This window comes from Bacillus sp. FSL M8-0350, from assembly GCF_038593345.1.
Lineage (GTDB): Bacteria > Bacillota > Bacilli > Bacillales > Bacillaceae > Bacillus > Bacillus safensis.
Genome location: NZ_CP151985.1, coordinates 1,072,012 through 1,093,478 on the forward strand (window position 1 = coordinate 1,072,012; position 21,467 = coordinate 1,093,478).

Below are 21,467 nucleotides of genomic sequence, written 5' to 3' on the forward strand. Positions count from 1 at the left end.
AGAGGTGAATCACATGAGGATTCTGCATACGGCAGATTGGCATTTAGGAAAAACCCTTGAAGGCCGGAGCCGGCTTGATGAGCAAGCACAGTTTTTAGATGAGCTGTATCAAATCGTAAAAGACGAACACATTGATGTCATTGTCATGGCTGGAGACGCCTTTGATACAGTGAATCCGCCTGCTAGAGCAGAACAGCTTTTTTATGAAAGTCTATCCGCCTTATCAGATAAAGGAAAACGTCAGGTCGTGGTCATCTCAGGCAACCATGATAATCCGGATCGACTATCTGCCGCATCTCCTTTAACTAATGATCAGGGGATTCATTTAATTGGTTATCCGACAAATGACATCATCCGCGTCGATGTTCCTTCTTCAAGTGAACGTTTATCCATTGCAGCACTCGCTTATCCGTCTGAAGCGAGATTAAACGAGGTGCTGGCTGAAACATTTGAAGAGAAATTGCTTCGCGATCATTACAATTTAAAAATACAGCAAGCGTTCCAACATTTAAGCACTCAATTTCAAGCCGATACGGTCAATATCGCAACGAGCCATATTTATGTGGCAGGAGGAAGTCAAACAGATTCAGAAAGACCGATTGAAGTAGGCGGTGCATATACTGTTGCAGCAGAAAGCCTGCCAGAAGCAGCCTGCTATGTGGCCCTTGGTCATTTGCACCGCCCGCAAACCATCAAGCGTGCCAAAACGATTGCCCGCTATTCCGGGTCACCTCTTGCTTACAGCTTTTCTGAATCAGGGTATGCCAAATCAGTCACGATTGTAGAGGCAAAACCTAATGAAAAAGCAAGCTGGAAAGAAGTGTTGTTATCAAGCGGCAAACCACTTGTGAAATGGAAGGCAACTGAGGGACTGAGTCAAGTGCACGAGTGGCTGGATGAAAAACGGGATCTTCAGGCATGGATTGATTTAGAAATTCATTTAACAGATCAGCTCTCCATAGAAGAGATCCATCAGCTCCGAAAGCAGCATAGCGGGTTTGTCCATATTAGACCGAAATTTAAAGAACTTCAGCAAGTGGAAGAACAAAAGCAAGCCGAAAAGCTCTCAATCGAGGAGCGGTTCGTGAAATTTTATGAGCGCCAGACAGGCGGCGGTCTTCCTGATGAAAAAACAGTCAAGCTGTTTTTGGAGCTCGCCAATGAAATGCAAGAGGAGGAAGCGACTTGAAGCCGATTACGCTAACCATTAAAGGACTTCATAGCTTCAGAGAAGAACAAACAATTGACTTTAGCTCATTATGTGATGCAGGTGTGTTTGGCATTTTTGGACCGACAGGCAGCGGAAAGTCGTCCATATTAGACGCCATGACCCTGGCACTTTATGGCAAAGTGGAACGTGCGTTAAATAATACACATGGTATTTTGAACCAAGCGGAAGAGAAGCTGTCAGTTTCCTTTACGTTCGCTTTACAAAAGGAACACCACATTTCTTATAAAGTCGAACGTGCTTTCAAGCGGGCAGATGAAATGAAAGTCAGAACGACACTATGCCGTCTGATTGAAATTGGGGATACACAGACAGTTCTTGCAGATAAAGCGAGTGAGGTCAATCGTAAAATAGAAGAATTACTCGGGTTAACCATTGATGATTTTACGCGAGCGGTTGTCCTGCCTCAAGGGAAGTTTGCAGAATTCCTTTCCCTAAAAGGAGCCGATAGACGACAAATGCTACAGCGTTTGTTTAACCTGGAAAAATATGGGGATCAGCTCGTTAAACGTTTGCGCGCAAAAGCGCAGAATCAGTATGGACAAAAAAATGAACTGCTTGCTGAGCTGAATGGCTTAGGAGAAGCTGGCCCAGAGGCGCTCGCAAAGGCAAAGGAAGCGGCTGAGCAGGCAAAGGCTATTTTTCATGAGAAAAAACAAGCACGGGATGAAGCGTTCACTGCTTTTACAAAGGCGCAAACAATTTGGCAGTATCAAAAGGAACGAGAAGCCTATGAGACGGAACTAAACCATCTGAATCAACTGGCACCATCAATGGAAGAAAAAAAGGCCAAGCTTCATATTGCTGAGCAGGCAGAGGCATTAAAGCCTTATGCGGATGCATTAACAAAGGCTGAAAATCAGTTTTCTCAAGCATTAAAAGAGAAGCAGGAAGCAGAAAATCAGCTACTGCATCAACGAACGATCTATGATCAAATGACGCAGAACTATGAGCAAGCAAGGCAAAAGAAAATAGAAACTGAGCCAGAACTTCTTCAAAAGAAAGAGCAGCTGCTTCAGCTAAAGGAAATTGAACGGAAAAAAGAGGCGGCTCTTCAGGAAAAGACGGCAATCGAACAGCGAAAAAACGATACAGCGCAGCAATTATTACAAAAAAAAGAAGAAGCAGACAATCTCCAATCTTTGTTAGAACGTGCACTGGCAAAACAAACACAGCTGAAGCGTGAGCTGGAGCAATTACAAGTCTCTGTAAAAGAACGGAAAAGTGTACAGGATGCTTTGCGTTTAAGCGAAAATGTTCAAAGAATACACCAAAGCATACACAAGGAAGAACAAAAGATGGAGGAGCTCAAAAAGCGATCAACACAGACCGCAGCAGCATATGAAAAGCTTCAAAAACAGCAAAAAGACCATCATGAAAAAATAGACCAATCGTTTCAAGCGATTGAACAGCTCTATTTCTATGTATGTGAATTCGAACGGGCTTTTACAGAATGGAGTAAAAGAGAACAAAGTCAGAAGCTCGCAAAATTAAAACAGCGTGATGCTGTTAGGGCGGCAGAATTAAGAAAAGAATTAGCGGCAGAGCTCGTAGATGGTGAGCCATGTCCTGTTTGTGGATCGATTCATCATGATCCCAAGGCATTGGAAAACAATGACCATGAAGAAACAGTGGCACAAATCGATGAAGTGATTCAACGGATGGACACAGAGCTCAAGCAGGCAGAGGAATATACAAGAGACATGTATGCCGCCAAGCAGTTATTGGAAACGCACGCCAATCAATTAGTAAAGCAGTTTGCCTTTTTATCTCAGAAAGCTCCAGGTGCGGAAGTTGCAGCAGCAGTAGAAGCAGTGCAAAAGCCGGAGTCCTTGCAGTATCTCATGCAAGAATGGAAAGGCTTGAAACAAGATATTCAAGAAGTTGAACGTAAACGAGCTCGTTTAATGGATGAAACATACGATCAAGCAGCAGAGATAAGCAAGACGAAAGATCAAATGACATTTGATCAGCAGCGTATCGAAGAATTAGACGGGCTGATCAAGGAGCTTCAATCTGAGCTTTCAGAGCAAACGTCTCAATTTGAACAGGCCTTCCCGCACTTTACATTGCACCAAGTACAAGAGATGCAAAAGCAGATCGACGAAAAGGACCAGCAAGCGGAAGGCTATAAAGAGCGTATTGAGAAAAGTATTTCATTTTTGGAAGAAAAACAGCAGGCAAAAGAACAGCTGCAAACAGCCATATATGATGTAGAGAAGGAACTTGATAAACTAGCGCATCAGCTAGAAAGCCAGCAGCAGCTCATTTATCAATATGAAACAGATTTAGGGAGATATCCATTGAAAGCTGTCTCTATTTCTGAAGAGCTGATCGAGGTTGAACACACGCTTGCTCGTCTCAATGAAATGGAACAGCAATCGTACAAGCAATTACAGCATGCGCAGGAGCTCTTTAGTGAAGCACAAAGTCATTTTTCAAGCTGTGAGCGTCAGCTTCAAGAGGCTGACCGGAGAAAACAAGAAGCAAGTGCAGCATGGGCTAAAGAATCGGAGTCTTCTCCTTTTGATAAGCCTCAAGAGATTGAATCTGCTTTTATGAATCAGGCAGTACGTCACTCGGTTAAACAGGAAATTGACGAATTTGAGGATAAAAGAAAGCAATGTGCCGCAAACTTAAAGCGAATTTCTGAGCTGCTGAAAGATGAGTCACTAGATGAAAAGCAGTGGTCTGATATTCAACTGAGGAAAGAAGCGGCAGAGAAGGCATTGGAAGAAGCAACAGTGATGAGCGGCTCTGCATATGAACATCTGCGTGTAATGGAAGAGAATCACCAGCGATTTGCAAGTATTCATGAACGCTTGGCGGAGCTGCAGCAAGAAATTGATCGGCTCGATAAGCTGCAAACCGTGTTTAAAGGAAATACATTTGTTGAGTTCTTAGCAGAAGAACAGCTGGAAAGTGTCAGTCGTGATGCATCTGCCCGTCTTGGTATTTTGACAAGACAAAGGTATGCGATTGAAGTTGATTCAGAAGGCGGCTTTGTCATGCGTGATGATGCGAATGGCGGTGTCAGACGTCCAGTGTCCAGCTTGTCCGGCGGGGAAACCTTCCTGACGTCGCTTGCGCTTGCACTAGCTCTTTCAGCGCAGATTCAGCTGAGAGGTGAGTTCCCGCTGCAATTCTTTTTCCTTGATGAAGGCTTTGGTACCCTTGATCAAGACTTGCTCGATACAGTGATTACCGCATTAGAGAAATTACAGTCTCAAAACTTAGCTGTTGGTGTCATCAGCCATGTGGAAGAATTGAAAATGCGGCTGCCGAAAAAACTGATTGTCCATCCAGCAGATCCAAGCGGGAAAGGGACAACAGTCTCAATGGAATTAATGTAAATATTGAGGTGATGACACGGTGGCAAAGCAAACAATTGGATTATGTGAGATGTGCGGAAGACAAGATGTCCTGCTCACAGAACATCACTTAACGCCAAGAGAAGAGGGCGGGGCTTTTTTACCGACTGCCTTCCTATGCATCCCTTGTCATAAACAAGTACATGCCCTCTTTACAAACCAGGAGCTTGCCGCACGTTTGAATACAATTGATGCGCTGAGGCAGGATGAAAAGCTTGCTTCGTACATCAAATGGATTCGGAAACAGCCGGCAAGCAAGCTGGTCAAAACGAAAAAATCGAGACAGCGCAGAAAAAAATAAGCATAAAAAAGCGCTCCTCTATTTGAAATGGGTGTAGAGGAGCTGCTTTATGCATTGCCTACCATATTCTGATCATTTAAGTCAGGATCCACATAGTTGGTGGCGCTAATGCCATTATTTAATATCAAGAAATCTCCGGTATTCCCCGCTCCAGAGCCTAAAGCAGATTTTGACGAACTTTTAGGCGACAGGTAGAATGAGTCACCGACGTTTACGACGCCTCCAGAAATAGAGTTAATGTAAATGGGTCCGACAATTGCTGGCATAATCGACATCCTTTATTCGAAGTCATATCACCATCATATGCGCAGGTAGGTCCATTTGTGAGTTTTGCGGACTTTCATCATTGCTAAACAGCTCTCTAATATGCTTCACTCGCGCAACGCCATTCATTCTACAAGTAGAGCCGATTTGATAGACAGAGGACGATGATACCCCTTCTACATGGATTGAAGACACTTTAATCACAGGCTTTTCATGGTAAAATGCCGTTCTCACTGATCGTTCTGGCAGCATCAATGGAATGGGCTCATAATACACTTCAAATTCTTTCGCATCTAAATTTTCTGCTTCATAGCCATAAAACAAACTAATGGTTCGTTGAACAGCTAAAACCTTGACTGCCGGGCACAGCTCTTGTGTATCACCAATTTGAACCACACTCGAAATCCCGACAGAATTCACCTTTGAGAACTTCACTTTAGATGTGCGCTTGATCATTATCGAGGTGCCAGAGGAACAAACGGGCCAATAATCAGCGATTCTGGCGGTGTATCGAAAATCGAGGATAATTGTACATGGTCTGTGTCCCCGATGATAAACAGGGAAGAGGACGAAACCCCGACTACTTTAATGCTTCCGGTCTCGATGTTGCGGTTGACAACTGTGAAATTCATCCGTTTTCCTCTCCTTTCGTTTCACTTGGAATATGGGCTAAAAAGTGCTCAATCGCCCGCTTTACATCATGCTTCACATATTCAGCAATTTGCTCTGAACGCTGCAGCGGTGTCATTTCTTCCCGGTGTGGCAGCTGTCCCGCATAGTATTTGATCCTGCTGTCAATTTGCTTTCGAATATCCTCAATGATATGGTGTTTGTTGCTTTCATCGAGGGACCCTTCATATCGCTGTTCTAGTTCTTCAAGAAGTTCTGGAGCTTCTTCATTTAAAAATGCATCGACAAGCTGCCGTGTTTGATTGAAAAATTGATCAGCCATTTCTTGCTGCATCATTCCAATTCCCGGGGTTGTTGTTTGGCCCACTTCAAAGTTTTGAACACTGTTTGGATCAGATGGATTGAGGCCGATATTCAGCGTTCCTTCCAGCCGTTCGATTTTCAGTTGATCAAATTGATAATCAATCCGTTCAATATTCGTTGTCGGTTTATCTTTGATCATTTGTATTTCCTGCTGAAGCTCGTTAAGCCTTTTTTCAAGCATCATGATTTGTTGCGAGTGTTTTTGAATGATGCCATATACCTGTGAAGCGTTGCTCTGATAATCATACATTTACATACACCTCCGGGGATTGCAGATGACTTAAGTTGTTGGTGACTGAAGCGGTACAAAAGGTGCTGTGCTTGCGCCTTGAGATTCTTCAATTCCTTGTGTACCTGCTGCGGCAGGCGCTGCTTCTACGTAGCTTCCCGTGTTATACAGGTTGGAAAGGGCCTTGATGGATCCAGCACTCCCAATTTGCAGAACAGAGGAGTTACTTACAGACTCTACACGTAAATAATTAATTTGTATCGCTTGATTAATATAGAAGTTCAACGGATCCTCACTCCTTACAAGTTACCAACAAGCGGTTGATCAATGACATCACTGTCGTACGTATTTGTCACACTTTTGTAGTTGCTAATTCGCAATTGATCACCAGTATTAAAACTGCCTGCGCCAGCAAACGTTTTAACCTGACTATTTGGAGAAATAGTGATGCAGTCTCCAACATGAACGACTCCGCTCGTTCCGACGGCATTTACTTTAAAGGCTCCCACAATAGCCGGCATAGCGGTGCACATCCTTTATAAAATTAGGGCACTTGTTTTGGGCGTTTCACCATAGCTTATGATGGGTCTTTTAATGTGTGATTGTCTTTTTGAAAGCTTTTGATGAGAGGAATTAGATGTATGGTTTACCCTTTTTTTGAGCAATCTTTAGAGGTGGATTTGATGCCTTTATTTAAGAGTGTGTCAAGCTCTTGACTGCACCTGATCGTTTCTTCGGCATTCATCCCGAATTTTTTTGCAGTCTCAATTAAATGTAATCTTTTTTGTTCAATTTCATAATTGATCATAACGGACGCCAACTCTCACATTTTTTATCAAATAGAAGGATATGGTTAGTATACCCTATTTTTCTATAAAAAAAGCTGTTTCGTCAATATGAGTAATAAAGTGACAAAATTCGAAAGTGTTCTTACGTACCAAAAATCTCTTTTTTGATCTCAGTCTGTAAATAACGTCGTCTTTTGTTGATATATTGCCGGATTAAGTCTCTTTCAGACTGCAAGACATCTTTTCGATCTTTCGTATATGGATCATCTCCAATTCGATTCTCAATCGATTCATGCCATTTCTCGATGACTGGGCAGAGCCGGTCTTCTACAAAATGTGTATCGAGTACATGCTGGAAAAGTGTGTAATAGGCTCTTTTAAACGAAGGGATATCTAGTAATCTAGCAGTTAATGTATTAAACCCGTTTACTGGGATATAATCAAACGGCATTTCTTCTCCATGAATGTCACGACCCCATGTTGCATCATAATCCCAAGGAAGTACTTGAAACCTCCCTTGTTCATTTACATAAAGAGCGTAGTTATGAACAAAACCATCAAAGTTTTGTGTGCATACCACACCGATGAGCCAGCGGAAATACTGTGTCACATCTAGGTATTGTTCAATTTTTTCTGCAAAAGTGTCATCTTTCGCTGTGTTGAGAAAGTAAATAAATTCGCTCAGCCGCTGATCATGTTGAGAAGTCCCCGTTTTTTTCTCATATCCGAGAAGAAGGTGCTTTTTTGGTTTTTTATCAAAAGAACTCAAAAGGGAGAAGTTCGCGTCATCATCAACCGCATAATAAATGCCGCCTCCTGAAAGCTGCCGTTTTTGAAGAAAGAACTCATCGACAGATTCTATTTTCAAATAAATCCCTTCTTTTCTTCCATTTATGGTGAGAAACACATGAGAAGCGGCTGGGCTATGCACCCCCATCTGCTCAAAGAAATAAAAGGACAGCCTGTTTCGGATAAACGACGGATCATTGTACTCTGCATTTAAATGAAAGATGGATTCGCCTTGTCTTTGTTTTGGCTTTCGGTATTCAATTTGATAGGACTTTTTCTTAAGCTTTCTAATGTGCGATCCGCGGTATGAAGCATAAATATGTGATTTGGTTTGGCCGGTTTTTAGAATAGCTTCAACAGGTTCATCGTTCCAAATGTCTTTTTTTAATTCAATCAGGTCCTTTGGATGAATCAACATATCAAGTTGTTTTAAAGGTTCTGTGTTCATATGTTCATCAGCCTCCTATATGCTCTTCTTTACGATATGAAAGTGAAGGAATGTCCTGTACCGGCTGGTAGGTATTCATGGAGTTTTCAAGGAAAGAGGCATTCGTCACGAACACTTGTCTACCGAATCTCGTAACATAAAGCAGAGAAGATAAACAGCTTTGTCTGTTTGTTTTGTCGAAGATAGACTGGGAGGGGAATTGTTCGTGAGTACATTTGATCATTCACACATTGAACATGCAGTAGCTTCACTTCGAAGTGAGGGACGTGATCATCACTTAGATCGTGAACCAGAATCGAGACGTTCGCATAAGTCAGCTCGTTCTCGTCATTCAAGTCGCGGTCATTGGTTCTTTGGCGGTGGTGGACGCCGTAAATCACGCCGCAGTAAAAAAAGCTACAGAAGCTATCGTTCAAAGAAAAGTTATCGCTCTAAGAAAAGCTATCGTTCGAAGAAAAGCATGAAGAGTAAAAAGTCATATAAAAGCAAAAAATCTTACAGAAGCAAAAAGAGCGAACCGAAAAAGTCACACCGCAGCAAATGCAGATCGCACCATAAGAAGAGCTGCCGCAAGTCACACCGCAGCAAATGCAGATCGCACCATAAGAAGAGCTGCCGCAAGTCACACCGCAGCAAATGCAGATCTCATCATAAGAAGAGCTGCCGCAAGTCACATCGCAGCAAGCACAGATCCCACAATAAGAAGAGCCGAAAGTCGCGCCGCAGCCATCGATCTAAACGTTCTCATCACCATAAGCGCAGCCGCTCTTGCCGAAGATGTGGAAAGAAGTCGCATCGTTCCAGAAATAGAGGAAATGTTGAGCGTAAATGGGATCAAGGGAACATGTGGGAGTACCGCCGTTTCCGCTAAGCATTCAATCATCATTTTTGAAACCCTTTTTAAAAGAGAGTATGATAAAAAAGGGTTTTTTTTATTTCGTAGAGAAATAAAATGAGACATCATAACTTAGCGAAATGAAGATTGTGAGGGGAAGACATGAAGTTTTTTACAGGTGAGATACATAGCAGCATGTTTATTGGGGTAGTCATTGATGATGAATGGGTGATGGACGTCAAAAAGGCAGAAGCCAAATTATTTGAGCTTGAGACACTGCCAAACTCTTTATCTGAGTGTATCAAAATGGGGGACAAGTTTGTTGAACATGTAGGACAGCTTCTTGATTGGGCTGAGAAAAAAGAAGAAGACCGCGGTTCTTATGTATATCCGCTTTCGGACGTGAAACTCCATGCGCCGATTCCAAAGCCGTCTAAAAACATCATGTGTGTCGGAAAGAATTATCAAGACCATGTCATGGAGATGGGAAGTGCGGCGGATATTCCTAAAGACGTGATGATTTTTACAAAGGCACCTACTTCTGTCATTGGACACGAAGCGGACATTCTTCTTCATGAAGGTGTGACCAGTGAACTGGATTATGAAGGAGAGCTTGCCATTGTGATGGGCAAATCAGGGAAAAACATTGCTCCTGAAGAGGTCCAAGATTATATATTCGGTTACACCATTTTAAATGATGTGACGGCAAGAGATTTGCAGAAAAAACATAAACAATTTTTCATTGGCAAAAGCTTAGATACAACCTGCCCGATAGGACCTTATATCGTTCATAAGTCAATGATCGAGGATCATGGTGCGCTCTATGTGGAAACAAAGGTAAACGGAGAGGTTCGTCAGTCTGCCAGTACGGAATTAATGATCTTCACAATTGAAGACATTGTCTCCACTCTTTCAAAAGGGATGACATTAGAAGCGGGTGACATCATTGCAACAGGTACACCTTCTGGGGTAGGGAAGGGCTTTGAACCGCCTAAGTTTTTAGCTTCTGGAGATCGAATTGACATCACAATTGAGCCGATTGGAACGCTGACAAATCACGTCAAATAAAGCGCGTGATGACACAGGATTGTCGCTTTGTGTTCGACTTATTTCGTGGTACGATGAGAAGGTACTTGTTCTGATAAAGGGGGAAATCACAAATGGGAACACATTTACATATCACAGCATGGGTGCTGGGGATTATTTTATTCTTCGTAGCCTTTGCTCTTGCAGGTAAAAACGACAAAGGCGCTACAATTGTGCACATGATCGTTCGCTTATTCTACTTGATCATTATCGCAACAGGCGTAGAATTGTATGTTCGCACAGGAATGAAAATTCCAGGTTTCGGGGGCGAGTATATTGGAAAAATGATTCTCGGTATCCTCGTGATCGGTTTCATGGAAATGGTCCTAGTGCGCAAGAAAAAAGGAAAATCGGTGACTGGTGTGTTGATTGGGTTTATCGTATTTGCGATTGTGACCATTCTTCTCGGTTTACGTCTGCCGATCGGTTTCCATATCTTTTAATATAAAAAGGGCATTGCTTATACGAAGCAGTGTCCTTTTTATGTGGCATCAAATTGTGAAACGATCCGTTGTCCGTCTGAAGTGGTCCATTCAAAACGAATGTGGCTGGCTGCAGGCTCATAGTGACATTGAAGTGCAAGTGATTGCGTATCTGTCGAAAACTGAAAGAAAGAGACGCGCTGCATTGAATAAAAGGAGGAGAAGACACAATCATAGACGGAAAAACCAAGCTGCTCTACCTGTTCAAGGATGTGATCAAAAACGTTTTCCGGTACGAACATGAGAAGATCAAGCCATCCTTTGGCAAGGGACGCCGTATATTGAATGTTTTCTCCTCCCTGTACTTCTATTAGCTGCCCGTTTTCATGAAGAATCATAGAACCGAGCAATTCCCCTTTTGTCCATTGGTCATTTTCCTTCAAACAGATCATTGTGCTTTGAAGACTTTCTGGCAGCATGATCTCTCCTTCTTCATCTTCAATCAGACAATGCCCGTTTTCAATGAGCAAATACCCGTTACACCATCTTCGGCTGCAGCGTTCAAGCTGCTTCATTCGATTTTCCATTTGCAAAAGCTCCTTTCTTCTTTCTTTTCTTACCAAATCAAGCTTGTCCTATACGCCGGGAAAAAAGGACAAATCAACTATCAAGGAAACGATGCATAAACTAAGAAAGGCTGAATGAGAACACTTGAGGAAAAACGGATGGGAGCTGATGATGATGTGTGGAATTACAGGCTGGGCAGACTTTAAAAAGCAGCTCATCCAACAGGATCATGTAATCAATCAAATGACAGATACATTATCTAAAAGAGGGCCAGATGATACAAATACGTGGAAAAGTGAGCACGTTCTTTTCGGGCATAAAAGGTTAGCGGTGGTAGATGTAGAAGGCGGAAAGCAGCCGATGACATATACACATCAAAACCATGCTTATACGATTGTATACAATGGAGAGCTCTATAACACGGAGGATATAAGAAAAGAATTATTAAAAAGGGGGCACCGCTTTCTTGGGCATTCTGATACAGAAGTTCTTCTTCATGCCTATACAGAATGGAAGGAAGAGTGTGTCTCCCATTTTAATGGCATTTTTGCATTTGTGATCTGGGATAGTGAGCGTGAATTGTTATTTGCAGGGAGAGACCGGCTAGGCGTCAAGCCATTTTTCTATACAGAACGTCATCATTCCTTCTTATTTGGTTCAGAGATCAAAGCACTTCTTGCTCACCCTGATATCAAAGCAAAAGTCGATTATGAAGGGCTGTCGGAGATCTTTGGCTTAGGACCGTCAAGAACACCAGGTCAAGGAGTGTTTAAAGGGATAAAAGAGCTGAGACCTGCACATGCCTTGACCTTTTCAAAAGACGGACTGCGCGTGTGGAGATATTGGAATGTCAAAAGCAAGGAGCATACCGACTCACTTGATGACACCGCACAGCACATTAAGCATCTCTTTACAGATGCCGTGACAAGACAGCTCGTCTCTGATGTGCCTGTATGTACATTTTTATCTGGTGGCGTCGATTCTAGTGCCATTACTGCCATTGCCGCTAAGCACTTTGAGAAAATAGGGGAAGCACCGCTTCATACGTATTCCATTGACTACGAAGGAAACGATCAATTCTTTGAGGCAAATCAATTCCAGCCGAATGCTGACGGCCCATGGATTGATCAAATGACAAAAGCGTTTCAAACGAATCATCACAGCTGTATCATTGGACAAAAAGAGCTCGCTTCCTATCTGAAGGAAGCCGTTGAGGTTCGAGACTTACCGGGTATGGCAGATATTGATTCTTCCTTGCTTTGGTTTTGCCGAGAAATTAAAAAGGACTTCGTTGTTGGCTTGTCAGGTGAATGTGCTGATGAAATCTTTGGCGGCTACCCTTGGTTCCATATGGAAAATGAAACGAATGGTTTTCCGTGGATGAGATCGACTGAAGCGAGAACTCAGCTCCTGCAAGACTCGTGGCAAAAAAAGCTGTCACTTAAGGAATACGCGCAAAGCAAATATGAAGAAACGGTGGCAGAAACGCCTCTTTTAGATGGAGAAACTGGCGTTGATAAAGCCCGTAGAGAACTTTTTTACTTAAATATGATCTGGTTTATGACAACACTGCTTGATCGAAAAGATCGAATGAGTATGGGGGCTAGTCTTGAGGTACGTGTGCCATTTGCAGATCATCGTCTTGTCGAATATGTGTGGAATATTCCTTGGGAAATGAAAATGCATGGAAATCGTGAAAAAGGGGTTTTACGAAAAGCATTAGAGGGAATTTTACCGAATGAAGTGCTTTATCGAAAGAAGAGTCCTTATCCGAAAACACATCATCCAGCCTATACTCAGGCTGTGAAAGAGATGCTAACAGACTGCCTCGCGCAAAAAGACTCTGTACTTCACGAATTTTTAGACCCACATCAATTAAAGCAGCTGATTGAAACGGAAGGAGCTTCTTTTCATGTGCCATGGTATGGCCAGCTTATGAAGGGCCCGCAGTTGATTGCCCATCTTGCACAGATTCATCATTGGTTTGAAACGTATCGAATTGATATAGAAGCGTAATAAAGGGTCGGCTTTCTTGCACTTGTTGAAAGGAAGCCGGCTTTTTTGATACATAACATGAGACTTTTTGAGCACATCAAAAGTTGATCTAATCTTTCTAATTTGTATAATTAACTTAAAGTGAATTAATTTGGAGGAAAAAGGATAATGAAAATCATTGTGATCGGAGCGGGACCAGGGGGCCTTGCAGCAGCTATGATGCTTCAAAGCAAAGGACATGATGTTCATGTATACGAAAAACAGCCCTTTGTTGGCGGGCGTAACGCTAAGTTTCAACTTGGTGATTTCACGTTTGATACAGGTCCTACCTTTCTCAGCATGATTCATATTGCAGAGGAGCTGTTCACCTTTGCTGGTAAAAATCTTTATGACTATATTGATGTGATTGAATTAAAAGAGATGTATAGATTAATATTTCAAGACAATCAGCTCGATATGATTCGGGATCGCGATGAAATGTACAAACGATTAGAAGCCTTTGCACCTGGTGAGGGCGAAGGGTATCTAAGATTTATGAAGGATACAAAGCGCAAAATGGATCGTTTGACACCAATTCTACAAAGTAAAATGGACCGCTTTCATCATTACCTTCGCCTGAAGGTGATCAAAGCATTTCCACAGCTTTCACTAAATAAAAGTTTGTATGATGTGCTGTCAGACTATTTTTCGAATGAATCAGTGAAATATGCTTTTACATTTCAATCAAAGTACTTAGGAATGTCCCCGTGGGAATGCCCTGGTGCGTTCTCGATCCTTTCGTTTATGGAACATGACACAGGTGTATTTCATCCGAAGGGCGGTGTCAATCAGCTGTCAGAAGCGATGGCAAAGGCCGCGCTTGAAGCTGGAGCAGAGATTCATCTGTCAGCTGGCGTTGAAAAGCTGCTCACGGAGGGAAGGAAAGTAAAAGGCATTCGTTTAGAATCTGGGGAAGAAATACAAGCAGATGAGGTTGTCGTCAATGGAGACTTTGCACATGTGATGACAAAGCTTGTCGAGCCAGGACTCTTAAAGAAATACAGCGAGAAGAAATTAAAAAAGAAAAAATTCTCTTGCTCTACCTTTATGCTTTATTTAGGACTGGATACCATATATGATGAGCCGCATCATACCATCGTTTTTTCCGATGATTATGCTAGATTTGTCAAAGGCATTACGAAGACATATGAGCTGCCAGATGACCCGTCTATTTATATTCAAAATGCAAGTGTAACCGATGACTCACTTGCTCCAAAAGGAAAATCAGCTCTTTATGTGCTGGCTCCAGTTGCCAATAACCAAAGCGGTATTGATTGGGAGGCGCATCAAGATGAATTTAGAGAGCTTGTGCTGGATACATTGGAGCGGAAAACGGGCTTTCAGAATGTGAGACAGCATATAGAAGTCGAGCGGATGATCACACCGAAGCAATGGGAGGAAGACCTTTACGTATATGAAGGAGCTACATTTAACCTCGGCCACCAGCTGACGCAGATGATGGTCCTAAGGCCGCACAATGAATTTGATGAATTAAAGCACTGCTGGCTCGTTGGAGGAGGAACACATCCAGGAAGCGGACTGCCAACCATTTTAGAATCAGCACGTATCACGACAAATGCCATTCTTAAAAAAGAGAAACATTCACACAAAACAATGCCGCATCAAGAAAAGGGGAGCGCCTCATGAAAAAACATATATTAATTGCAGGCGGCGGTATTGGCGGAATGATCTCAGCGCTTTATTTAAAAAAAGCGGGACATGATGTCACCCTTGTCGAAAAAAATGAACGGCTTGGCGGGAGACTTGCTTTTGTACGTGAGAAAGGATATAAAGTAGATGAAGGTCCGACCATTGTCCTACTTCCTGACATGTTAAAAGGCATTTTACATGAGGTAGGAATTGACGATTCATCTCTTGATCTGCTGCAGCTTGATCCGCTGTACACAATTCAATATCAAGATGGAACCTCCTATACGAAATACTCTGATGCACTTCGTCAGCTAGATGAAATCAGACGTGTATTTCCAAAGGAAGATCAAGGGTTCCTGAGGTTTATGGAAGAAATGACAGACCGGTTTCAAGAAGGGCAGCAAGCCTTTCTAGAAAAATCATTTCACGAAAAACGTACATTTTTTACAAAAGCGAATATGAAGATTTTAATGAAATTAAAGGCGTATCGAACGGTACAAAGTGCTCTGAAAAAATATTTCTCAGACGAACGCCTGCGAGATGCATACGCACTTCAAACCCTCTATGTTGGGGGAAACCCGTATGAAGCATCGGCTATTTATTCGCTTGTGTCCTATAGTGAGCACGCGCATGGAATCTACTATTTAAAAGGAGGCTATGCGAGTTTAGTAGATATATTGGAAGGGCAGCTCATCAAAATGGGTGTGCATGTAAGAAAAAATGAAGAAGTCACGCAATTGGTGTTTGAGGGGAAACGGGCAGTCAAAGCTAAAGTAAATGATGAATATGAAACCGCTGATGCATTTGTGATCAATGGAGATTATCCAGCTGCGTTAAAACAGCTTGGTTTAGACGAACAAGATCGCCGGAAATACGTGCCGTCCTCTGGCTGTGTGATGGTGTATCTCGGGTTAAACAAGATGTATCATGAAGCACCTGTTCATCAATTTTTTATGGGAGAACACTTTGATCAGCATATGAAAGAAGTTTTTCAAACGAAAACGATTCCTCAAGACCCGTCGTTTTATACATTTAATCCATCGATCATTGATCCATCTCTTGCCCCAGAAGGTTGCAGTGTTCTATACATGCTCGTTCCCGTTCCTTCAGGAGATCATATCAACTGGGAAGAGGAGACAGAGTTTGTCGAGAAGATGGTGGATGTCCTTGAGAAAAGAGGCTTTCCGAGATTGCGAGAGTCGATTGTCTGGAAAAAGGTCAGAACACCAAATGATTCCTTGCGAGAAGGATTGTTTGAAGGCGGCAGCTTTGGACTTGCGCCTAATTTGTTTCAATCAGGTGTCTTCCGCCCGCAAGTGAAGGTCAGTGAGACAGATAATCTTTATGCGGCAGGTGCTTCCATCCATCCGGGCGGCGGGGTGCCGATCGTGATGCAAAGTGCGAAGCTTATGGCTTCTGTACTACTAAAAGATTTGAATGATAGAAAGGAAGTGAAGCTAAGTGGTTGATGTACAAACAGCATTAAAAGTGTGTGAGGAAACCATTCAAACCCATTCAAAAACGTTTTACCGGGCCTTTTCCATGCTGCCTAAAAAGAAAAGACAGGCCGTCTGGGCCGTATATTCCTTTTGCCGTAGAGCAGATGACATTGTAGATGAATCCCCTTCGCCAAAAGAGGACCTTGCATCCTTTCGGGTTTCGTTTGATCGATTTTTACAAGGTGAGGTAGACCGGAATGATCCAATATGGGTGGCGCTAGAGCATACATTTCAAGAGTTTCGGATGGATGAAGCCCCGTTCCGTGACCTGCTCCAAGGACAGGAGATGGATTTAGAGCAGCAGCGATACGAAACGTTGGATGAACTGCTCATCTATTCCTATCATGTTGCTAGTACAGTTGGGCTTATGCTCCTTCCCATTATTGCACCGCGTAAAAAAGAGCAGCTAAAAGAAGCAGCCATTTCGTTAGGGATTGCTATGCAGCTCACCAACATCCTTCGAGATATCGGCGAAGATCAGGCTGAAAGAGACCGCATTTATTTGCCAAAGCAAGTGATGGATCAATTCGGGTACACAGAGCAAGAATTGCAGGAAGGGATTGTGAATCAAGCCTTCCAGCACGTCTGGGAGTACATTGCCTTTGAGGCAGAGGCATACTACGAGGAGTTTTTTGACCATCTTCATGAATTCCCGCTCTATTCACGAATACCGGTGAAAGCAGCAGCCTACTTTTATAAAGCCATTTTAGATAAAACAAGAGAAAACGAATACCGCGTCTTTACAGAGCGAGCATTTATTTCAAAACAGGAAAAAGCACTTATTTTAGAAGATATTACGTAAAAAAGGACTGCACCCGCAGTCCTTTTTATGTGGAAGAAAAACGATACTCCGTCCATACTCTGGAACGCCAGCGCCTATACATGAAGATACCTCTTACCCATTCATCCACAATAAAAGAAATCCAAACCCCGATGAGCCCCATTTCAAACTGAATGCCTAACAAATAAGCGATCGGAAGCCCAATTCCCCACATTGAAATCATCGCCATATACACTGGAAACTTCGCGTCACCAGCAGCCCGCAATGAATTAATAATGACCATATTAAAAGAGCGTCCCGGCTCTAAAATGATCGTCAATAGGAGAAGTGTGGCGGCGATTTCAATGATTTCACGATTGCTAGTGAAAAAGGTAAGCAAATGCGTCGATGATAAAGATAAAGCAGTGGAAGAAAGAAGAGAGATCCCAATGGCCCAGTATAAGCTTTTCATACATCTGCGGTAGGCAGCATCAAATTCTTTCGCTCCAATATGGCGCCCGATTAAAATCTGTGTCCCTTGGCTAATCGCTGCACCAAACAACATAATAAACATCATCAAATTTTGAGTGTAGACCTTTGCGGCTAAAGCCTGCGTTCCCATAAATGTAATAAACAGTGTAATAATCATTTGAGAGCCGTTATAAGAAAGCTGCTCTCCAGCAGAAGGAATGCCAATTTTCAGCAGCTTTTTTAAATGCGTCCGCTGGATGTGAAACATACTCTTCAGTGAAAAGCGCAATCCAATTCGGCGGCGGACAATGAGGATCATCGCCATCAATCCGATCAAACGAGCCAGCGAGGTTGAAAAGGCAACACCCATGACACCTAATACAGGAAAGCCAAACGGACCAAAAATGACCAAATAATTGCCGGCAACGTTTAGCAAATTCATTCCGATGGTGACATACATCGTGTCTCTTGTATATCCGTAGCTTTTTAAAATAGCACTATACGTCATAATGAGTGCTTGAATAAAAGAAAGCAGGCCGACAATTTGTAAAAAGACCGCCGCATCCGGCATGAGTTCACTTGATAAGCCCATCATGTGCAGGATTGGAACAGCTAACACAAACATGAGGAGACTAATGACAAAGCTGATCAAGAAGTTGGTTCCTAGTGAGACATAGGCGACTTGAGTCGCTTCCTGCTTGCGGTCAGCTCCTAAAAGCTGCGCAATCACAATGGTCGTTCCTGTTGTAATGAAGCTGAACATGACAATTAATAAATTCAGGAGCTGGTTGCTTACACCTACTGCGGCCACACTGTTATCGGAGTATTGGCTGAGCATAAGTGTATCAGCGCTCCCCATGAGCATATATAAAGAGATTTCGATAAAAATAGGCCAAGTTAATGCAAATAATGAAGGGTGTGTTTTCTCATCTTTGGCTTGAACCTTTTCATATGACAGGGTTTGAGATTTCATCACATAGCCCCCTTTCGTATAAATCCGATTTATAGTGTACCGTGCATCGACTATAATAAGAAGAGATGAAACCGAAACTTATTGGAGAAATCCGACTTCATAAGGGGATGAATATGGATCGATTTATTACATTTACTGTACCGCCGTTTCCTATTTATATTGCTTCAGGTAAAGGGGTATTTCATCAAGGAGAAAGACATATCTCAAGAACCTTCACTGTATTTGATCTGCTCTATGTCACAAAAGGTGAACTATGGATGACAGAGGGCGAGGAGGCTTTTCATGTAAAAGAAGGTGAATATATGATTCTCTCACCGGGCCTGTCTCATGGTGGACATCTGCCGTGTGAAGAGGAAACGCACTATGAGTGGCTGCATTTCTCAATTGACCGATTTGAGCTGACGAACCGGCCGAGAGAACACTGGATTGATATGAAACAAAATCAAGCGACCTTCGAAAAGCCGGCAACCTATGAATTTAGTCTGCCCCGTTTAGGAAAAGTGAAAGGGCGAAGTGTGTTAAAAAAACATCTTTCAGCGATGAGAGCACTAAATCATGATGCATCTGAACTTCCGCTGAAAAAACAGCTATTATTTGAGGAAATGCTCATTCACCTGCAAAAGGAAGCATTCCATATTCCAAGTGCAAAGGAGACTGTCGCATCAGAAGTGGTTCATTATCTTGAGCATCACTTTATGGAGAAATTACACATGGAGCAGCTTGCAGAGAAACTGCACTATCATCCTGATTACATGACAAGATGTATGCAGACGGTGTATGGATTGACGCCAAACCAGTACAGCCATCGTCTCAAAATCGAAAAAGCCAAAAGCATGCTGGCCTCAACGAATGAAAAAATCGCTGCCATTGCAGATCATGTAGGTATTGACGACCCTACTTATTTTTCTAAGCTGTTTCGGCAAAATGAAGGCATGACGCCGATTGAATACCGTCATTTAGCAAAAAGAACAACAAAGTAAAGGAACGTGAACAGATGAAAAAAGAAAAGGAAGAGCTTGTGAACATACGTCCATTAACCGAAACGGACTTAGAGACGGTGTGGCATTTAAAATTTAAAGCATCAGACCAGTCCTATCGAAAATGGAATGCCCCTTATTTTTATGAACACGAAATCCCGCTTGCTGCATTTAAGAAACGGTACTTACAGGAAGAATCCATTCCCCAAAAGCTATATGGCATTGAAATAGATGGTGATATCAAAGGCACCGTATCATATTATTGGGAGAATGAACGTACGAGGTGGCTTGAATGCGGCATTATCATTTATGATTCACGCTTTTGGAGCGGGGGTATTGGGACAAAGGCATTAAATCTTTGGATTGATGTGTTATTTACGTATATTGATATCCCTCGAATTGGTTTAACAACTTGGTCAGGTAATGAACGGATGATGCGGTGCGCAGAGAATTGCGGATTTATCCTTGAGGGGAGACTGAGAAAGGTCCGTTATTATCAAGGGGTTTATTATGATTCAATGCGCTACGGAATGTTGAGAGAAGAATGGAGAAGCCTTCCGCGGAACAATGATAAAATATTTTAGGACAAAAGTATCGTATGTTTGAATAAACTGAAAAAAATCGGTTTTTCAAGCGAATAATAGAAAATGTGTTTTTTTTACATAAGGGGGAATTTAAATATGAGATTAACGGGTCTATTCGTTTCACTTGCTGTTGCCATCTATTTATGGTTTGATGCGCCAAAACATAACAAAGACAAATGGCTGTGGGCTGTTTTAGGCGTGCTATTTAGCACCATCGTACTCGGTATTTATTTGATCAAGACAGAGAGGAAGGGGCTGGGCTGGACGATCTTGATTTTAACCATCTTGTTTTATCTCATGCTGCTCATCTCTGTTTTGATCGGTGTTATTCTTTTTTATCAGGCGCCTTCATGAAGAAGGGCCTTTTTCTTTTACCTTTTGAGCCGGTACACCAGCAATGACGATCTGCTGTTCATGAAAGGAACGATTCACCACGGCATTTGCTCCGATTGAAATATGATTTGCAATATAAATGTCTCCAAACAGCTTAGCACCAGGGCCAATCCATACGTGATCTCCAATGGTTGGGACATCCTTTTCGGAATGGTTTTGGCCAATATTCACCCCTTGATGAATATCACAAAATGCCCCAATTTTTGCGTGCTTATTCACAATTAAGAGACCACTATGATTGATTCTAAGGCCTGGGCCAAAGACGCCAATCGGAATATCAAAGCCAAGCTGCACGCCTTTCTTTTTATGTAAATAGCGATAAAACCATTTGCGCAGTAGAGCGCCGCTATTAGAATAGTATTCATATTTTCGTAAATACCTTTGATATTTCCATATATCGTCCCCAAACCACTTTGGTCTTCTGCGCGTAATCGCTAATGCTTTCTTATCCTGCGTTAAGTAATGGTGAAGATCGTGCTTTGTAAAAATCATCAAATTCCCCTCCATTCCTTTATGTTTCAGAGAAATTATACCACCCAAACCATTTATATCAAGAAAAAATGATGTTACTTCTTCAATTTTCTACCTTCATTTCATCCAAATTTCTTCATAAAATGAGCGCTTTAAGTTGAATAGAACAAAAGAACCAGGAAGAATGATTTGTAATTTTTTTCAATATCAAATCGTCTCATGCGTTCCATCTCCTTATGGCAGTAAGGTTTGTAAAAATTACTCGAAAATACTCATTAAAAAGAGAATATTGCATTCATATGCTTTTTGAATCATCTTTTTGAATACAATTGAC

The 21,467-nt window shown here is 42.3% G+C and carries 24 protein-coding genes; 12 read left to right on the forward strand and 12 right to left on the reverse strand.

The annotated features are described in order from the left end of the window. Positions 1–13: 13 nt before the first annotated feature. From sbcD to NSS80_RS05410, 3 genes are read left to right on the forward strand one after another with little or no spacing between them, the layout of a single operon-like run. Positions 14–1,189 (forward strand): exonuclease subunit SbcD, encoded by a 1,176-nt coding sequence (gene sbcD / locus NSS80_RS05400; RefSeq protein WP_046310472.1) that lies wholly within the window; start codon positions 14–16, stop codon positions 1,187–1,189. Next, on the forward strand, positions 1,186–4,581 hold the full coding sequence (locus tag NSS80_RS05405; protein ID WP_317222117.1) for an SMC family ATPase: 3,396 nt from the start codon (positions 1,186–1,188) through the stop codon (positions 4,579–4,581). Before sbcD ends, NSS80_RS05405 begins: the two co-directional genes overlap by 4 nt. A 19-nt stretch (positions 4,582–4,600) precedes the next feature. After that, positions 4,601–4,900, forward strand: coding sequence for a hypothetical protein (locus NSS80_RS05410; RefSeq protein WP_034282144.1), 300 nt, complete (start codon positions 4,601–4,603; stop codon positions 4,898–4,900). A gap of 47 nt (positions 4,901–4,947) precedes the next feature. Here the strand turns inward: NSS80_RS05410 and NSS80_RS05415 are convergent, their stop codons facing one another. From NSS80_RS05415 to NSS80_RS05455, 9 genes are all read right to left on the reverse strand, one after another. Then, the gene (locus NSS80_RS05415; RefSeq protein WP_003211468.1) at positions 4,948–5,166 is read right to left on the reverse strand and encodes a spore germination protein; all 219 of its coding nucleotides are present in this window, start codon (positions 5,164–5,166) and stop codon (positions 4,948–4,950) included. Between the two features lie 22 nt (positions 5,167–5,188). After that, positions 5,189–5,620, reverse strand: a complete 432-nt coding sequence (locus tag NSS80_RS05420) for a spore germination protein GerPE (protein WP_041117063.1) — start codon at positions 5,618–5,620, stop codon at positions 5,189–5,191. After that, positions 5,620–5,796, reverse strand: a complete 177-nt coding sequence (locus NSS80_RS05425) for a germination protein GerPD (protein WP_003210893.1) — start codon at positions 5,794–5,796, stop codon at positions 5,620–5,622. Before NSS80_RS05425 ends, NSS80_RS05420 begins: the two co-directional genes overlap by 1 nt. After that, on the reverse strand, positions 5,793–6,407 hold the full coding sequence (locus NSS80_RS05430) for a spore germination protein GerPC (protein WP_041117065.1): 615 nt from the start codon (positions 6,405–6,407) through the stop codon (positions 5,793–5,795). The genes NSS80_RS05425 and NSS80_RS05430 overlap by 4 nt, the downstream gene beginning before the upstream one ends. A 30-nt stretch (positions 6,408–6,437) precedes the next feature. Next, positions 6,438–6,671 carry a spore germination protein GerPB gene (locus NSS80_RS05435; protein WP_003210877.1) on the reverse strand — a complete coding sequence of 78 codons (234 nt, stop codon included), beginning with the start codon at positions 6,669–6,671 and terminating at the stop codon, positions 6,438–6,440. 14 nt (positions 6,672–6,685) lie between these two features. After that, positions 6,686–6,907, reverse strand: coding sequence for a spore germination protein (locus NSS80_RS05440; RefSeq protein ID WP_003211745.1), 222 nt, complete (start codon positions 6,905–6,907; stop codon positions 6,686–6,688). Positions 6,908–7,032: 125 nt separating this feature from the next. Further along, positions 7,033–7,194 (reverse strand): aspartyl-phosphate phosphatase Spo0E family protein, encoded by a 162-nt coding sequence (locus tag NSS80_RS05445; protein ID WP_029707539.1) that lies wholly within the window; start codon positions 7,192–7,194, stop codon positions 7,033–7,035. Between the two features lie 122 nt (positions 7,195–7,316). Then, positions 7,317–8,411, reverse strand: a complete 1,095-nt coding sequence (locus NSS80_RS05450; protein ID WP_317222116.1) for a CotH kinase family protein — start codon at positions 8,409–8,411, stop codon at positions 7,317–7,319. 670 nt (positions 8,412–9,081) lie between these two features. Further along, positions 9,082–9,297 (reverse strand): hypothetical protein, encoded by a 216-nt coding sequence (locus NSS80_RS05455; RefSeq protein ID WP_046310485.1) that lies wholly within the window; start codon positions 9,295–9,297, stop codon positions 9,082–9,084. 111 nt (positions 9,298–9,408) lie between these two features. On the opposite strand from NSS80_RS05455, the gene NSS80_RS05460 reads away from it, so the two are divergent. Next, on the forward strand, positions 9,409–10,314 hold the full coding sequence (locus NSS80_RS05460) for a fumarylacetoacetate hydrolase family protein (protein WP_317222115.1): 906 nt from the start codon (positions 9,409–9,411) through the stop codon (positions 10,312–10,314). Between the two features lie 92 nt (positions 10,315–10,406). After that, on the forward strand, positions 10,407–10,775 hold the full coding sequence (locus NSS80_RS05465) for a YisL family protein (RefSeq protein ID WP_046310488.1): 369 nt from the start codon (positions 10,407–10,409) through the stop codon (positions 10,773–10,775). A gap of 38 nt (positions 10,776–10,813) precedes the next feature. Here the strand turns inward: NSS80_RS05465 and NSS80_RS05470 are convergent, their stop codons facing one another. After that, positions 10,814–11,341: a DUF2777 family protein gene (locus NSS80_RS05470; RefSeq protein ID WP_041117073.1), complete on the reverse strand. Its 528-nt coding sequence runs from the start codon at positions 11,339–11,341 to the stop codon at positions 10,814–10,816. Between the two features lie 154 nt (positions 11,342–11,495). Between NSS80_RS05470 and asnB the strand changes: the two genes are divergently transcribed. The 4 genes from asnB to NSS80_RS05490 all read left to right on the forward strand — a co-directional run bounded on the left by asnB (position 11,496) and on the right by NSS80_RS05490 (position 17,306). Beyond that, on the forward strand, positions 11,496–13,337 hold the full coding sequence (asnB, locus tag NSS80_RS05475; RefSeq protein WP_041117075.1) for an asparagine synthase (glutamine-hydrolyzing): 1,842 nt from the start codon (positions 11,496–11,498) through the stop codon (positions 13,335–13,337). A gap of 147 nt (positions 13,338–13,484) precedes the next feature. Continuing rightward, a complete protein-coding gene (crtI, locus tag NSS80_RS05480) occupies positions 13,485–15,002 on the forward strand; it encodes a phytoene desaturase family protein (protein ID WP_046310490.1) in 1,518 nt (505 codons plus the stop codon). Then, positions 14,999–16,474 (forward strand): phytoene desaturase family protein, encoded by a 1,476-nt coding sequence (gene crtI / locus NSS80_RS05485; protein ID WP_034282128.1) that lies wholly within the window; start codon positions 14,999–15,001, stop codon positions 16,472–16,474. Before crtI (NSS80_RS05480) ends, crtI (NSS80_RS05485) begins: the two co-directional genes overlap by 4 nt. After that, on the forward strand, positions 16,467–17,306 hold the full coding sequence (locus NSS80_RS05490; RefSeq protein ID WP_046310493.1) for a phytoene/squalene synthase family protein: 840 nt from the start codon (positions 16,467–16,469) through the stop codon (positions 17,304–17,306). The genes crtI (NSS80_RS05485) and NSS80_RS05490 overlap by 8 nt, the downstream gene beginning before the upstream one ends. Positions 17,307–17,331: 25 nt before the next feature. Here NSS80_RS05490 and NSS80_RS05495 read toward each other — a convergent pair whose 3' ends face one another. Then, positions 17,332–18,708 (reverse strand): MATE family efflux transporter, encoded by a 1,377-nt coding sequence (locus NSS80_RS05495; RefSeq protein ID WP_034282125.1) that lies wholly within the window; start codon positions 18,706–18,708, stop codon positions 17,332–17,334. 113 nt (positions 18,709–18,821) lie between these two features. Between NSS80_RS05495 and NSS80_RS05500 the strand changes: the two genes are divergently transcribed. The 3 genes from NSS80_RS05500 (at position 18,822) to NSS80_RS05510 (ending at position 20,623) form a co-directional block, all read left to right on the forward strand. Further along, positions 18,822–19,688 carry an AraC family transcriptional regulator gene (locus NSS80_RS05500; protein ID WP_041117083.1) on the forward strand — a complete coding sequence of 289 codons (867 nt, stop codon included), beginning with the start codon at positions 18,822–18,824 and terminating at the stop codon, positions 19,686–19,688. A gap of 14 nt (positions 19,689–19,702) precedes the next feature. Next, positions 19,703–20,269 (forward strand): GNAT family protein, encoded by a 567-nt coding sequence (locus NSS80_RS05505; protein ID WP_041117085.1) that lies wholly within the window; start codon positions 19,703–19,705, stop codon positions 20,267–20,269. A 96-nt stretch (positions 20,270–20,365) separates the two neighbouring features. Beyond that, positions 20,366–20,623: a hypothetical protein gene (locus tag NSS80_RS05510; protein ID WP_034282121.1), complete on the forward strand. Its 258-nt coding sequence runs from the start codon at positions 20,366–20,368 to the stop codon at positions 20,621–20,623. Here the strand turns inward: NSS80_RS05510 and NSS80_RS05515 are convergent. Beyond that, positions 20,618–21,154, reverse strand: a complete 537-nt coding sequence (locus tag NSS80_RS05515) for a serine acetyltransferase (RefSeq protein WP_041117087.1) — start codon at positions 21,152–21,154, stop codon at positions 20,618–20,620. The genes NSS80_RS05510 and NSS80_RS05515 overlap by 6 nt on opposite strands. Between the last annotated feature and the right edge of the window lie 313 nt (positions 21,155–21,467).